This window comes from Haloarcula sp. MBLA0138 (assembly GCF_055632455.1).
In genome coordinates this window covers 2,139,863-2,153,903 of the sequence record NZ_CM145746.1, presented here as the reverse complement: position 1 = coordinate 2,153,903, position 14,041 = coordinate 2,139,863, and the positions used below count along the sequence as shown (strand labels likewise).

14 protein-coding genes are annotated in these 14,041 nt (G+C 71.1%); 7 read left to right on the top strand and 7 right to left on the bottom strand.

The window, feature by feature from the left end:
- The first annotated feature begins 17 nt into the window (after window positions 1-17).
- Window positions 18-761 (top strand): DUF7847 domain-containing protein, encoded by a 744-nt coding sequence (locus ACV7JO_RS11425; RefSeq protein WP_470353541.1) that lies wholly within the window; start codon window positions 18-20, stop codon window positions 759-761.
- Here ACV7JO_RS11425 and ACV7JO_RS11420 read toward each other — a convergent pair.
- Both ACV7JO_RS11420 and ACV7JO_RS11415 read right to left on the bottom strand, forming a co-directional pair.
- Window positions 758-1,198, bottom strand: a complete 441-nt coding sequence (locus tag ACV7JO_RS11420) for a universal stress protein (protein ID WP_470353540.1) — start codon at window positions 1,196-1,198, stop codon at window positions 758-760. The two genes, ACV7JO_RS11425 and ACV7JO_RS11420, sit on opposite strands and share 4 nt — an antisense overlap.
- Window positions 1,199-1,223: 25 nt before the next feature.
- Window positions 1,224-2,300 (bottom strand): TSUP family transporter, encoded by a 1,077-nt coding sequence (locus tag ACV7JO_RS11415; RefSeq protein WP_470353539.1) that lies wholly within the window; start codon window positions 2,298-2,300, stop codon window positions 1,224-1,226.
- Window positions 2,301-2,467: 167 nt separating this feature from the next.
- Between ACV7JO_RS11415 and ACV7JO_RS11410 the strand changes: the two genes are divergently transcribed.
- Together ACV7JO_RS11410 and ddh are read left to right on the top strand one after the other, a co-directional pair.
- On the top strand, window positions 2,468-2,656 hold the full coding sequence (locus ACV7JO_RS11410; protein ID WP_470353538.1) for a hypothetical protein: 189 nt from the start codon (window positions 2,468-2,470) through the stop codon (window positions 2,654-2,656).
- A 97-nt stretch (window positions 2,657-2,753) separates the two neighbouring features.
- Complete coding sequence (gene ddh / locus ACV7JO_RS11405) at window positions 2,754-3,680, top strand: D-2-hydroxyacid dehydrogenase (protein ID WP_470353537.1); 927 nt, start codon at window positions 2,754-2,756, stop codon at window positions 3,678-3,680.
- Here ddh and ACV7JO_RS11400 read toward each other — a convergent pair.
- Together ACV7JO_RS11400 and thiD are read right to left on the bottom strand one after the other, a co-directional pair.
- Window positions 3,677-4,306 (bottom strand): DsbA family oxidoreductase, encoded by a 630-nt coding sequence (locus ACV7JO_RS11400; RefSeq protein WP_470353536.1) that lies wholly within the window; start codon window positions 4,304-4,306, stop codon window positions 3,677-3,679. The two genes, ddh and ACV7JO_RS11400, sit on opposite strands and share 4 nt — an antisense overlap.
- A gap of 66 nt (window positions 4,307-4,372) precedes the next feature.
- Complete coding sequence (thiD, locus tag ACV7JO_RS11395; protein ID WP_470353535.1) at window positions 4,373-5,728, bottom strand: bifunctional hydroxymethylpyrimidine kinase/phosphomethylpyrimidine kinase; 1,356 nt, start codon at window positions 5,726-5,728, stop codon at window positions 4,373-4,375.
- Between the two features lie 134 nt (window positions 5,729-5,862).
- Between thiD and ACV7JO_RS11390 the strand changes: the two genes are divergently transcribed.
- The gene (locus ACV7JO_RS11390; protein ID WP_470353534.1) at window positions 5,863-5,994 is read left to right on the top strand and encodes a DUF7331 family protein; all 132 of its coding nucleotides are present in this window, start codon (window positions 5,863-5,865) and stop codon (window positions 5,992-5,994) included.
- Window positions 5,995-6,141: 147 nt separating this feature from the next.
- A complete protein-coding gene (locus ACV7JO_RS11385; protein WP_470353533.1) occupies window positions 6,142-6,306 on the top strand; it encodes a DUF7331 family protein in 165 nt (54 codons plus the stop codon).
- A 10-nt stretch (window positions 6,307-6,316) separates the two neighbouring features.
- On the opposite strand, the gene ACV7JO_RS11380 is transcribed toward ACV7JO_RS11385, so the two are convergent.
- Complete coding sequence (locus ACV7JO_RS11380; protein ID WP_470353532.1) at window positions 6,317-6,868, bottom strand: hypothetical protein; 552 nt, start codon at window positions 6,866-6,868, stop codon at window positions 6,317-6,319.
- The gene (locus ACV7JO_RS11375; protein ID WP_470353531.1) at window positions 6,865-8,478 is read right to left on the bottom strand and encodes a hypothetical protein; all 1,614 of its coding nucleotides are present in this window, start codon (window positions 8,476-8,478) and stop codon (window positions 6,865-6,867) included. The genes ACV7JO_RS11380 and ACV7JO_RS11375 overlap by 4 nt, the downstream gene beginning before the upstream one ends.
- Before the next feature lie 148 nt (window positions 8,479-8,626).
- Between ACV7JO_RS11375 and mutS the strand changes: the two genes are divergently transcribed.
- Together mutS and coxB are read left to right on the top strand one after the other, a co-directional pair.
- The gene (gene mutS, locus ACV7JO_RS11370; protein WP_470353530.1) at window positions 8,627-11,329 is read left to right on the top strand and encodes a DNA mismatch repair protein MutS; all 2,703 of its coding nucleotides are present in this window, start codon (window positions 8,627-8,629) and stop codon (window positions 11,327-11,329) included.
- A gap of 104 nt (window positions 11,330-11,433) precedes the next feature.
- The gene (coxB, locus tag ACV7JO_RS11365; protein WP_470353529.1) at window positions 11,434-12,204 is read left to right on the top strand and encodes a cytochrome c oxidase subunit II; all 771 of its coding nucleotides are present in this window, start codon (window positions 11,434-11,436) and stop codon (window positions 12,202-12,204) included.
- Here coxB and ACV7JO_RS11360 read toward each other — a convergent pair.
- Window positions 12,154-14,031, bottom strand: a complete 1,878-nt coding sequence (locus tag ACV7JO_RS11360) for an ATPase, T2SS/T4P/T4SS family (protein ID WP_470353528.1) — start codon at window positions 14,029-14,031, stop codon at window positions 12,154-12,156. The genes coxB and ACV7JO_RS11360 overlap by 51 nt on opposite strands.
- Window positions 14,032-14,041: the final 10 nt, after the last annotated feature.

Below are 14,041 nucleotides of genomic sequence, written 5' to 3'. Positions count from 1 at the left end.
CGCGGAACCGGGACCCGATGGCCCTCCGCATCGGTGCCGCGCTCAGCGACGCGGCCACGCAACTCGGCAGTCGAACCGGCGCGACGTTTCTCGCCGTCTTCCTCGCCCTCCAACTGGCGTCCGCGGCGCTCGTGAACTCGGCGCTGGCGGTGTGGTACGCCAGCCTCGGACTGGGCGAGTTGGCGGGCGCGCTCCCGCTGACGGTCGACGTTCCGCTCGCGGCGCTCGGCGGTGGCTACCTCGCGCTGGTCGTCGTCTCGGCGTACGTCTCCGTCGCCGCCGTCCGGACCTTCGCCGCCGGGGCCCGCGAGTCGTTCCCGGCCGGCGCGTTCACGCGCAACGCCCCGCTGGCGACGGCCAACGTCGTCCTCGGCGGCCTCGCGTACAGCCTCGCCGTCGCCGTCGGGTCGCTACTCGTCGTCCCCGGCCTCGTCGCCTACGTCGCCTTCCTGTTCATGCTCCCCATCGTCGCCGTCGAGGACCGCAACTTCGTCGCCGCGCTGCGGGAGAGCTACCGGCGCACGAAGGGGCACTGGCTCCGCCTGTTCGCGCTGGTGGTGGTGGTCGTCTCGTTGTCGAGCCTGCTGGGAGCCGTCGTCGGCCTGCTGTCCGCCCTCGCGCTCCCCTACTGGCTCACGCTGCTGGCGGTCGTCGCCGCGCAAGCCCCCGTCTCGCTGTACTCGCTGGCCGCCATCGTCGCGGCCTACCGGCAACTGAGCGCCGACGCCGACGGGGCCGCGACCGGCGCGGTACCCGCCTAGTCCCCGGCTTCGAGGCGGACGGTGACGACCGGGACCGGCGACCGCCGGACCACCTTCTCGGCGACGCTCCCGATGAGGTAGTGGTCCAGCCCGGTCCGTCCGTGGGTCCCCATCACGACCATGTCGATGGCCCCGCTGTCGACGTAGTCGAGTATCTCCGTCCGGGGGACGCCCTCGCGGACCGCCGTCGTCGTCTCGACGCCGTCGCCCAGCGCGTCGACCGCGCTCTCGACGGCGTTGTCGGCCCGCTCGCGCTCGGCGTCGGTCCACGCCTCGGCCGAGAGGCCGCTGGCGGGGCTCTCGAACCGGTTCCGCGTGTCGGCCACGGAGAGGACGTGGACCGTCGCGTCGAATCGCTCGGCGATGGTCGCCGCGTGGGTCGCCGCAACGCCGATGCCGTCGCTGCCGTCCGTCGGAAGCAGGATGTCGTCGTACATACGCGAAGAAGGCGGCCCCGGAAACTTAGAACCCGCCGACGGCCATCACGAACAGCGCCGCCGCGATGACCGCGAACAGCGCGCCGACGCCCTTCTTGATGGTGCCGGTGTCCAGCGCCGCCGAGACGTAGGGCGCTATCTGGCCGCCGGTCGCCGTCGCCGGGACGGTCCAGACGACCATGTTCCACGGCGTCGACGCGAGGTCGATGCTGTGTGCGCCGGGGACCAGTCCGCCGCCGAAGACGTGGACGACCGAGGCGAGGATAGCCGTCGTCGCCACCACGATGTGGTTGGTACCGATGGCGACTCGGACCGGCACCTTCGTCCGGAGCATCGAGATGATGCCCAGTTCGCCGATGCCGAAGCCGGCCAACCCCTGAAAGACGCCGCCGACGCTGTAGTTGGCGAACCGTTCGAGGTAGCCCCCGCGGGAGTACTCGTAGTCGTTTCCGTCGCGGTCGACCCGGGTGACGGTGCCGTCGTCGGCCGTCTCGACGCCGGCGGGACCGAGCTTGTCGGCGTCGTTTGGCAGCCCGGGACCGCCGTCGGCCGAGACGGAGTCGTCGGTGCCGCCGGGTTCCTCGTGGCCGAGGTCGGCCTTGAAAAGCAGGTACGCCGCCGCCATCAGCGCGAGGCCGAGCAGGAGGTGAAACACCGGCTCCGGGATGACAAAGGAGAGCAACGCGCCGCCGACGACGAACGGGACGGCCCCGAGAACGAGCGTCGTCGCCAGCCGGCGGTCGACGAGCCCGTACTGGATGAACGCCAGCGCCGAACTGGAGAGTCCGAACGATTCGCTGATGAGGCCGATCTTCACCAGCGTCTCCGGTGTCAGCGTCTCCCCGGCGACGACCGGGAACACGAAGATGAGGAAGGGGACGAACAGTGCCGACCCGCTGATGCCGACGGTGTTGACGATGGTCGCGCCGGTGATGAACGCGAGGAACAGCCACCAGTACTCGAACCAGTAGCCTGCCCCCGAGCCGTTCGTCGGCGCGAAGAAGTACACGCCGAGGACGAACGCCAGCGGCGCGAGGAACACAAAGACGTGCTGATACTTGAGAAAGGTCTTCTGGAGGCTCCCAGACGAGGACGTTGTCATTGACGCTTGGAGCCGTGTTGGGAAGACCGGTATAAGTGCGTTGTTGTCTCTCTCTCGACGGCTCGGAGTTCCTGCGGCGCTCGTCGAGGGCCGCGTGTCGGGGCCGGCGGGCCGCGCGTCGGCGTATCCCTAATGTTTATTATGCCGGGTGTGGCAGTACGTAACGTATGAGTTTTCCCGAGGGGCCCACGACGGGTACGCAGTCGACGGTAGACGACAGTCACGACGCGGTTGACCCCGCCCCGACGGACGGCACCGTAGCGCGCCTCCTGCGCTCGGTTCGCACCTACTTCGAGGACTGGAGCCGTCGCTACGTCGAGATGCGCGTCGCCGCCCGCACCGGCCAGCGGGAGTGACGGGTCGCCGCGGCTTCTGCTGTACAGACGCCCTGTAGCCGTTGCTGTCGCCTCTTTTCGCCGAAACGGTTAGGCCGTGCGGGCCGCTGGCACGTGTATGGACATCGAACGCGTCGCGGTCCACGAGTCGGTGACGAAGGCCTGTCCGGCGGCGGCGCTCGCCGAGTCGCTGTCGTCGCTGTCGGTTCCGGTCGTGACCGTCGGCGACGGCGACGCGCTCGCGCCCACCGACTGCGTCGTGACCTTCGGCCCGCGCGCGGCGTTTCACGACGCGGCGTGGGTCCACGGCGTCCGCGCGGGCTACGACGACTTCGACACCGACGCCTACGCCGAGAGCGGGACGGCGCTGACCAACAGCACCGGCATCCACGGCGACACCGTCCCCGAGACCGTCGTGGGGTACATGACGATGCTGGCCCGCCGCCTGCACGTCTACCGCGACCGCCAGCGCGACCGCGACTGGACCCACGAGCCCTACGGCGCGCCCTTCACTCTGACCGGCGAGCGGGTCTGTGTCGTCGGGTTGGGGACCATCGGCCGCGGCGTCGCCGACCGCGCGGAGGCGCTCGGGATGGACGTGGTCGGCGTGCGGCGCTCCGGCGACCCCGTCGAGGGCGTCGAGCGGGTGTACGCGCCCGACTCGCTGGTCGACGCCGTCGCCGACGCCCGCTTCGTCGTGCTGGCCTGTCCGCTGACCGAGGCGACCCGCGGGCTGGTCGACGCCGACGTGTTGGAGGCGATGCCCGACGACGCGTACCTCGTCAACGTCGCGCGCGGCCCGGTCGTGGTCGAGGAAGCGCTGCTGTCGGCGCTCGACGACGGTACCCTCGCCGGGGCCGGTATCGACGCCTACTGGGCGGAACCGCTCCCGGACGACCACCCGCTCTGGGACCGCGACGAGGTGGTGATGACGCCCCACTGCGCGGCGTTCACGAACCGCTATCACGAGGACGTGGCCGCCCTCGTCCGCGAGAACGTCGGCCGCCTCGCCCGCGGCGAGGACCTGCGCAACCGCGTCGTCTAGGTCCCCTCGACGAGGCGTTCGAGCTGTTCGGGCGGGACCGCGCCGCGGGCGGCGTACCCCTCGTAGGCGAACGTCGGGACGCCTGTGACGCCCTGCTGGTGGGCCTCGTCGAACAGCCCTCGCACTTCCTCGCGGAGCGCGTCGTCGTCGAGCGCCGCCCGTACCTCCTCGGCGTCGACGCCGGCCTCGACGGCCAGTTCGACGAGCAGGGCCGGGTTCCCGATGTCCGCGCCGTCCTGCCAGAGCGCGTCGAAGACGGCCTCGTCGAACGCCAGCCACGTTCCGTAGTCGTACGCCTGTTTGATGCGGTACGAGACCACCTGCGCCGGCAGCGAGTCGATGTCGGTGGCGATGTCCACGTCCATCTCGACGCCGTACTTCTCTTGAAGCCGGCGCACACCCTGCTTGGCCTCCTCGTAGTACTCGTCGTCTTTCCCGTCGTCGACCGAGTGGTCGATGCTCCCGTCGGGGTTGCGCTTCTGGCTCCGCAGGTCGTAGGGGTGCCAGTCTATCTCCAGCGCCTCGTCCCGGGTCGCCTGATACTGGCGCAGGGACGCCCGCCCGAGGTAACAGAACGGGCAGACGTAGTCCGAGAACACCGTTATCGACGCCGTCTCGTCGGTCATACCCGCCGTTGGCCGCGCCGCTACAAAAGCGGCCGGGGCGGTCGTCCCGGCCCGGGCACGACCGCGTTACGTGCCCTCGACGGCCGCCAGCACCGTCCGGACGCGCTCGCGCAGCGTCTCGGGGTCCCGGGCCAGCAGGGTCGCGCTCGGGGCCGCCCCGACCGCCCCGCGGTCGACGACGGCTACCGGCGGGTCGTCGCTGGCCGCGTAGGCCTCGCCGACGCCCCACGCGACGGCGTCGTCGGCCGCCCCGGCCGGGCGCTCGCTCGGGTCGTACCCCGAGACGGTCCCGGACAGCGAGTCCAGCCCCGACTCGACGGCGTCGTCGAGCCGGCAGTTCAGGGCGAAGCGGACCGCCGGGTCGTGCTCACGGGCGGCCAGCAGGAACCGGGCGACCGTGCCGCCGGTCCCGAACCGGACGCCCCGCACGTCGCGCACGCCGTCGCGGGTCCGGACGATACCGCCCTCGACCGCGGCCACCTCGGCGGGCGTCTCCGCGTACGGTGTCGCCCCGGCGACGGTCATCCCGGTCTCGGGGACCAACCCCGACACGTCCCGCTCGACCAGCGCGGCGACGACGCCCTCGACGGCCTCGCGCGTCCGGTCGCGGGCCGCGTCGTCGCGCGCGGCCACGGCGTGGTGGACCGCGCCCGCCCCCTGGCCCACGTCGAGGTTGTACCGGACCGCCCGCGAGAGCAGGTCGATGCCCGCGGCGACGGCGTCGGCCAAGTCGTCGCCGTGGGCCAGCCGCGTGGCGACGGCCGACGAGAGCGTACAGCCAGAGCCGTGGGTGGCGTCGGTGTCGACCCGCTCGTGGCGGAACGTCGTCACCGACTCGTCGGTCACGAGCGTGTCGACCACCTCGTCGCCGGGGACGTGGCCCCCCTTGACGAGGGCGGCGTCGGCCCCCATCGCCACGAGGTCGCGTCCGGCCGCCCGGGCGGCCTCGGGGTCGTCGACCGTCCGGCCGGTCAACACCGCGGCCTCGTCGGCGTTGGGCGTCACCAGCCCCGCCTCGGCGACCAGCGACTCGTAGGCCGCCTCCGCCTCGGGTTCGAGCAGCCGGTCGCCCGACGCCGCGACCATCACGGGGTCGACGACGAGGTCCGGGAGCGCGTCGGCGCGCTCGGCCACGAGGTCGACGACGTCGCTGGTCGCCAACATGCCGGTCTTGACCGCCGCCACGTCGAAGTCCTCGGTGACGGCCGTCAACTGCGCCGCCACGTCCGCGACCGGAACGAGGTGCTGGCCGCCGACGCCGGTCGTGTTCTGGGCCGTGACCGCAGTGACGACACTGGTCCCGAAGCCGCCGCCGGCCTCGATGGTCTTCAGGTCCGCCTGTATCCCCGCGCCACCGCCCGAGTCGCTCCCCGCTATCGTCAGTACCACCGGCGGCGACACCGGCGCGTCCGCGCGTGTCATGTCCGAGCGGTCGACCGCCCGGCCCTAAGCGGTGGTGGTCCCCGGCGGCTCACTGCTCGATACTGCGGGCAGAATTATATCGCCATCAATCATTCTCTCTAACAGGTCCCGGGTGGGGACCTTGGAACACGACGATGGCAGGCACGACGAATACCGTGGCTGTCGATTACGGCACGCTCAGGACCGCAGACGGCGACGTGGTCGTCTACGACCGAGAGAACACTGACGCGTGGATTCAGTCCGACTTCGTGGTCTCCACGAAGTGAGACAGAGGGCGGGTGCGGGGTGGTGGCACCGTGCCCCGGCGGCCGGAGCCCCGCAGTTCGCCGTCGGACCTTAATATGGTACTAGTACTCTATATTAGATTCGAGAAACGCTTAACCCACTCCACCGTCGACCGACGGGCGAAGACGATGGAACCGGCACCGACCGACTCCGACCAGCCCACCGAGCAGTACGGCACCTTCACCACCGGCGGCGGCGACGTCGTCGTCTACGACCTCGACAACCCCGCGGCGTGGCTCCAGTCCAGTTACGCCGTCGAGGTAGGGCTCCCCTCGGAGCGAACACACGCGTAGCGACCGGCCGCTATTGGTCCCGTTCCCGCGCGAGTACTGCCACTGTCAGTGCCGCCGCCAGCGCCGCGGCGAGCGCGGTGAAGCCCGGGCCGCTGTCGCCGGTCGTCCGCCGCGGCGTGGCGGTAGTCGTCGCCGTCGGCGTCTGTTCGTCGACCCCGGGGACGACGCGGACCGACACCGGGGGCGCGCCGCCGGCCGACAGCAACACGTCGCCCCCCTCCGTGAGCGGGACGCCGCTGGACACCTGCGTCGTGTTCTGGGGCGGGAGATACACCCGCCGCTCGGTGACCGCGCCGTAGTCGCGGGTGAACACGACCGTCGTCTCCGCGGGGATGGCGGCGTCGTTGACCACCGTGGCCGTCACGACGGCTGTCTCTCCCTGCGTGAACTCCCGGGAACTCACCGACACGTCGGTCACGCGCGCCACCGCCGGGCGCTCGACGCGGACGGTGACGTTCGTCCCGTCGACGCTGACGAGGTACCGTCCCGGCGTGGCGAAGGTGTGTGAGAGCGCGACCGTGCGGCGCTGTCCGGGGTCGAGACGGCCCTGCTGTGTCGTCACGCCCGTCCCGTTGATATCCAGCGTCGCGTTGTACCCCCGGTCGTTCCGCCGGCGTTACTGACGGTCACGTCGACGGTCAGCGTCTCGCCGGTGGCGAGTCGTATCGGCTCGCTCCCGCCCACCGGCGCGATGCGGTACGGCCCGCTGGCGCGGTAGCCGTCCGCCGTCGCTATCGGCGGTAGCGCGTAGCCGATGCGGGCCGGCAGTTGGCCGAAGACGCGGGCGTGGACTGTCTCGTTCCACATCGTCGCGCCCGCCGTCGTCTGCGTGTACTCCCGCGCGGCCGACGCCGCGGGCGGGCCGCCGGTCCGCTCGACGGCCGCGACGAACACCGACCCCGTCACCGGGTCGGTGCGGCCGTTCAGTTCCCGGAGCACCCCCTGTAGCGTCCCCTCGCTGTCGGTCTCGACCCGAACCTGCTCGTCGATGCGGCCGGCCACCAGCGGGCCGACGTAGTAGTCGGCGTTGCGCGTCCACGTCGACGGCTCCGCGAGGACGACGCCGTCGTAGACCCCGTTCGCGCCGTCGTTCAGGCGGTCCCGGAACGCCGCGAAGTCGATGCGGTCCTGTTCCAGCGTCAACAGCGCCGCGTAGTACGTCGCGCTGGCCTCCGTGAACCACCGGGTCTCGTCGGTCGTCCGGAACGCCTGTCGGGTGTGGACGTACTCGTGGAGCCAGACGTTGTCGGCGTCGTCGAGCCGTTCCCCGTCCCGGACCCACAGGTCCCGCTCGCCGCTCTGGAGCCCCCGGACCCCCCAGTCGACGCCGCGGTCGGTGGGTGCGGCCACGACGAACACGCGCTCGTCCCGGTCGCCCACCCGCAGCGCGTCGGAGGCGTTCGCCATCGAGTCCAGCACCGCGTCGGGGTCCTCGGCCATCGACGCCCGCTCGGGAACGAACAGCCGGAACCGCTGGTCGCTCGCGGCCCGGGTGTAGGTCGTCCCCGCGCCGGCGTAGACGAGGCGCTGGCCCGCCGCGCCCGGCCCCTCAGTTCGCACGTCGATGTCGAAGCCCAGCGGGTCGGTGCCAGTGTAGCGGTACCGCGTCGGCACCGTCGACCGGCGGAACAGCGCCCACTCGCCCGCGTCGACGCCGATGTACTCCCCATCGGCGCTCACCGGCCCGCTCCGCTGGACGGTCGCGTTGGGGTTTCGGTGGTAGCGGAGGGTGGCCGTCGACGCCTCGCCGTCCCACTCGTAGGTGGTCGCGTTGACCCGCTCGAACCCCTCGGACCGGACGACCGTCGCCTCCGCGGCGACCCGCGTCTCCAACTGGACGACGCGGTCGGGGACCGCGTAGGTCACCGTCGCGGTGACGTTGCCCGGTCTGGCCGGCGTGAGTCGGTACGACTGCGTCACGGCGATGGCGTCGCCGTCCGCCACCTGCGGGACGGTCGTCCCCGTCGGTAAGCGCCTGTAGTCGGCCGACGCGCCGGTGTCGCCCGCCGCCGTCGTGGTGACGCCGGCCGGGCCGGCGACGCCGCTCGCGGTCGGTCCCGCGGGGTCCGACCCGGTCGGCGCTGCGACGCCCGCCCCGACGGTCACGGCGAGGGCGGCGAGCACCAGCGCTGCGGTCCCGACCGCCACCCACCACTGGCGCGCCCCGTGCATCGTCCCCTGTTACCGCGGCACGGTTGAAATACTTGGCCGCTCAAGCGCCCGGAACCTGTAACCGAGGCTACGGGTCCGACGGTCGCGTACGCGATGGCGTCGTCCGCCACCCGCAATCCTTACGCCCCGGAGCGCCACAGAGTCGGGTATGACAGAGGCGACCGGTATCGTCGGGGAGTTCCTCTCGCTCAAGGAGGGGACCGACGCGGACCTGCTGGCGATGCAGTGTGGGGACTTCTACGAGTTCTTCGCCGACGACGCCGAGCGGGTCGCCGACGAGTTGGACTTGAAGGTGTCTCAGAAGTCCTCTCACGGCTCCTCGTACCCGATGGCCGGCGTCCCGGTCGACGACCTCACGCCGTACGTCTCCGCGCTGGTCGAGCGCGGCTACCGGGTCGCCGTCGCCGACCAGCACGAGACGGCCGACGGCCACGCCCGCGAGATAACGCGGGTCGTGACGCCGGGGACGCACCTAGAGACCGGCGACGAGTCCGCCCAGTACCTCGCGGCGGTCGTCCGCGAGGGCAGCGGCCCGACGGCGACCTACGGGCTGGCGTTCGTCGACGCGACGACCGGCCAGTTTCAGGTGACCCAACTCGACGACGCCGACCCCGGCGCGGCGCTGTCGGAACTGTACACCTTCGCGCCCGCCGAAATCCTCCCGGGGCCGGACCTGCGCAACGACGGCGACTTCTGTGACCGCCTGCGCGAGCGGACCGACGCCGCGCTGACGGTCCACGACGCCGAGGCCTTCGCCGCCGGCCGCGCCCGCCACCGCGTCCGCGACCAGTTCGGAGCCGAGACCCTGGACAGCGTCGGCATCGACGGCGACGAGGCGGCCATCCGCGCCGCCGGGGCCGCCATCGCCTACGTCGCCGAGACGGGCGTCGGAACGCTGGCGGCCGTGACGCGCCTGCAGGCCTACGGCGCGGGCGGCTACGTCGACCTCGACGCGACCACCCAGCGCAACCTCGAACTGACCGAGACGATGCAGGGCGACGGCTCCGGGTCGCTGTTCGACACTGTCGACCACACCGTCACCGCGGCCGGCGGCCGCCTGTTCCGGCGCTGGCTCCAGCGGCCCCGGCGGGACCGGGGCGAACTGCGCCGCCGGCAGGGCTGTATCGCGGCGCTGACCGAGGCCGCGATGGCCCGCGAGACGATTCGGGAGACGCTGGGCGACGCCTACGACCTCGAACGGTTGGGGTCGAAAGCCACCTCGGGCAGCGCCGACGCCCGCGACCTGCGGGCGGTACGGGAGACGCTGGCGCTGCTGCCCGAGGTGGCCGACGCCGTCGCCGAGACCGAGCGCCTTGCCGAGTCGCCGCTGGCGGACGTGCTGGCCGACGCCGACCGCGAGGGGGCCGCGGCGCTGGCGGCCGAACTGGACGCCGCCTTGGTCGACGACCCGCCCGGCACGGTCACGCAGGGCGGTCTCTTCGAGCGGGGCTACGACGACGAACTCGACGCCGTCGTCGAGGACCACGAGGCCGCGCTGGAGTGGCTGGAAACCCTGCCCGACCGCGAGAAGGAGCGCACCGGCATCACCCACCTCTCGGTCGACCGCAACCGGACCGACGGCTACTACATCCAAGTCGGCAAGAGCGAGACTGACGCCGTCCCCGACGCCTACGAGGAGATAAAGACGCTCAAGAACTCCAAGCGCTACACGATTCCGGAACTCGACGAGAAGGAACGCGACGTGCTCCGACTGGAGGAGCGCCGCCACGAGATGGAGTACGCCCTGTTCGAGGAACTGCGCGAGCGGGTCGGCAAGCGTGCCCCGCTCCTGCAGGACGCGGGCCGGGCGCTCGCGGAGGTGGACGCGCTGGCCGGACTGGCGGTCCACGCCGTCGAGAACGACTGGAGTCGGCCCGAACTGACCGACGGCCGGGAACTCGCTATCGAGGCCGGCCGGCACCCGGTCGTCGAGCAGACGACCGAGTTCGTCCCCAACGACCTCTACATGGACGCCAAGCGGCAGTTCCTCGTCGTCACCGGGCCGAACATGAGCGGGAAGTCGACGTACATGCGACAGGCGGCGCTGGTGACGCTGCTCGCGCAGGTCGGCAGTTTCGTCCCGGCACGGTCGGCGACGGTCGGCGTCGTCGACGGCATCTACACCCGCGTCGGCGCGCTGGACGAACTCGCACAGGGGCGCTCGACGTTCATGGTCGAGATGCAGGAGCTGTCGAACATCCTCCACTCCGCGACCGAGGAGTCGCTGGTCATCCTCGACGAGGTCGGTCGGGGAACTGCGACGTTCGACGGCATCTCCATCGCGTGGGCCGCGACGGAGTACCTCCACAACGAGGTGCGCGCGAAGACGCTGTTTGCCACCCACTACCACGAACTGACGACGCTCGCGGACCACCTCGACCGCGTCGAGAACGTCCACGTCGCCGCCGACGAGACCGACGGCGAGGTGACCTTCCTCCGGACGGTCCGGGACGGCCCGACCGACCGCTCCTACGGCATCCACGTCGCCGACCTCGCGGGCGTGCCCGACCCCGTCGTCGACCGCTCGCGGACGGTGCTCGACCGCCTGCGCGAGGAGAAGGCCATCGAGGCGAAAGGCGGCGGCGACGGCGGGACGACACAGGCCGTCTTCGACCTCGGGAGCGGGAGCTTCGGCGGCGGGTCGGCCGGCGGCCCCGACCGTTCGGACGCTGCTGGCGAGACGCGTCCGGACCGCGGGGCCAGCGCCGACGGCGGGACCGCCGACGCCCCGCTCGACGAGGACGCCGCCGCGGTGCTGGACGCGCTCGCGGACCTCGACGTGAACGAGACGCCGCCGGTGGAGCTCATGGCGACCGTCCAGCAGTGGCAGGAGCGGCTCGACGAGACATAGATGGGCGCTTAGAGACGCTCTCGGGGACGTTTTCGCCGGTCAGTCGTCGCTATGCTTCTCACCCGACCGAAGTTATATCCGGATGCCGAGTGCAGTTCGAACCGATGCGGACCACGCGAATCGCCGCGCGACTGGGTCTGCTGGCGGTCGGTCTCTGTCTGCTTGCGACGCCGGCGGCCGCCCAGTCGGTGAACCGCGCGGCCATCGACGACCTCAACAGCCAACTGCTGTACGTCGCCTTACCGCTCACGCTGTTCGTCGAGCTGACGCTCGTCTACGCCGTCTACCGGTTCCGGGACAACGACGACCCCAGTCCCACCGTCGACGACCCCGCGCTGGAGATAACGTGGACGGCGGCGACGGGCGTCATCCTCGTGTTCGTCGGCGTCTCGGCGTTTTTCGTGCTGGCGAACCCATACCTCACGCCGGCCGCCGCGGCCCAGCCCGGCGAGCCGGCCGTCGAACCCGACGTGCGGGTGGAGGTCGTCGCCTACCAGTGGGGCTGGCGCTTTCGCTACCCGTCGGCGAACGTCACCAGCCAGTCCCGGCTGGTCCTCCCGCGGGACGCGGACGTGCGCCTCACCTTGACCTCCGATGACGTCGTCCACTCCATCTACGTTCCCGAGTTGGGCATCAAACAGGACGTCTTCCCCGGCCAGACGCAGACGGTGCTGACCAACGCCACCGCCACCGGCGACTATCGCCTCTACTGCGCGGAACTCTGTGGCGCGGGCCACTCGCGGATGCATGGCACCGTCGACGTGCGAAACCAGTCGGCTTACGATGCGTGGCTGTCGAACCGGTCGCGGGGTGACGCCGCCGCGTCAGGACGGGACGACCGTAATCGACGCGCCGCGGTCGATGGCGCGCTCTAGCTCCTCGGCGATGCCCGACCCCCGCGAGACCTGAATCTCGCCGCCACGGGAGACGGTCGCCGTGAAGAGGTAGTCGCCGTCGGCCTGCACCTCGACGGTGTCGCCGGCGTGGCCGTCGAGCGGGACGATGACGTGCCGGGAGGTCACTTCCGGCGTGACGAGTTCGCCCTGTTGGCCGCCGGCGTCGGTCTGTGGCCCGCCCGAGGGGCCGGTCGGGCGCTCCTCGAAGGTGCGCACGTCGATGTCGATGCCCAGCCGGTTCTCCACGTCGGAGATGCGCCCGCCGCCCTTGCCGATGACCTGCGAGATGTCGTCGTCCTCGACCCAGACGACGGCGGTGTTGGGGCCGCGGAGTTCGACTTCGACGTGACCGCGGGCGATGGAGCGAATCTCGCGTTCGACCTCCTGTTTGGCGAGGCGGTCGACGCCGGAGTCCTCGCCGTCCTCGTCCTCGTTGAGCGGCACCGTGACGACCTGTCGGTTGAACGTGTATATCTCGTACTCGGGCTGCCCGGTCTCGAAGTCACGGATGACGATGACGGGGCGCGCGAGGTCTTCCTCCATCAGCCCCTGTGGCACCTTCACCTCGGTCGTCACGTCGTAGACGGTGTGGACCTCGCCGGCCTCGATGTAGACGACGGTGTCGACGACCTGCGGGATGAGGCCCAACTCGACGCGGCCGATGAGCCGCTGGAGCGCGTCGATGGCGCGGGTGGCGTGGACGACGCCGACCATGCCGACGCCGGCCAGCCGCATGTCCGCGAACACCTCGAAGTCGTCGGTCTTGCGTACCTCGTCGTAGATGGTGTAGTCGGGCCGGACCATCAGCAGCGAGTCGGCGGTCTTCTCCATCGACCCGCCGAGTTCGGTGTACTGGGTCACGTCGGGGCCGACCTGCAGGTCCCGGGGTTTCTCCATCGTCTTGACCGAGTAGTCGGCGTCGACGAGGAACTCCGCGACCGCCTGTGCGAACGTCGACTTCCCCGCACCGGGCGACCCGGAGATGAGGACGCCCCGCTGGTGTTCCGTGAAGCGGTCCCGCAGTTCGTCGGCGTACTCGTAGTCGTCGAGGTCCGTCTTGACGATGGGTCGGACCGCCGTTATCTCCATCCCCTCGGAGAAGGGCGGCCGGGCGATGGCGATACGGAGGTCCCGGAACTGGACGATGCGCATGCCCGGTTCGTCGAGTTCGAGGAACCCCTCCGTGGAGTTGTGGGCGGCCTCCTCGATGTCGGCAGCGTACTCCCGGAGTTCCTCTTCGGTGGCCGGCTCGTCGCGTATCGGCTGGTAGTGCATGTCGCCGATGTCGCCCTTCTTCGCGTAGGGGGCGACGCCGGTCTTGAGGTGGACGCTCATCGTCCCCTCGTCGAAGAAGTTCTCTATCTGCAGGCGGTCGAACGAGCGGGCGACCGGCGACAGGTACTCGACGGCCAGCCCCTTCGCGCGGGCCACCTCGGCCTGCACGTCGTCGCTGGTGACGAGCGTCGCGCCGCGGTCCCCGGCCACGTCGCGGATAAGCGCGTCTATCTCACCCTCGCCGGCCTCGCGCTTCTCGACGGCGTCCGGGCGGCGGCCGACGTACTCCACGTCGATGGTACCGTCCTCGGCCAGCGAGACCAGTCGCTGGAGCTCTTCGAGCCCCTCCCACCCGGTCTCGCGGCCGTCGTTGGCCTGCGCTTCGAGTTCGCCGACCACGGCTTCGGGGACGACGACGGTCGCGCCGGCGAACCCCGCGCCTTCACCCTCCGCGTCGGGGTCCGCGTCGGCCGCGACCTGCTCGGACACGCGGCCGTCGATGACCACGCTCGTGTCCGGTACGATTTCCATACCACCGCTT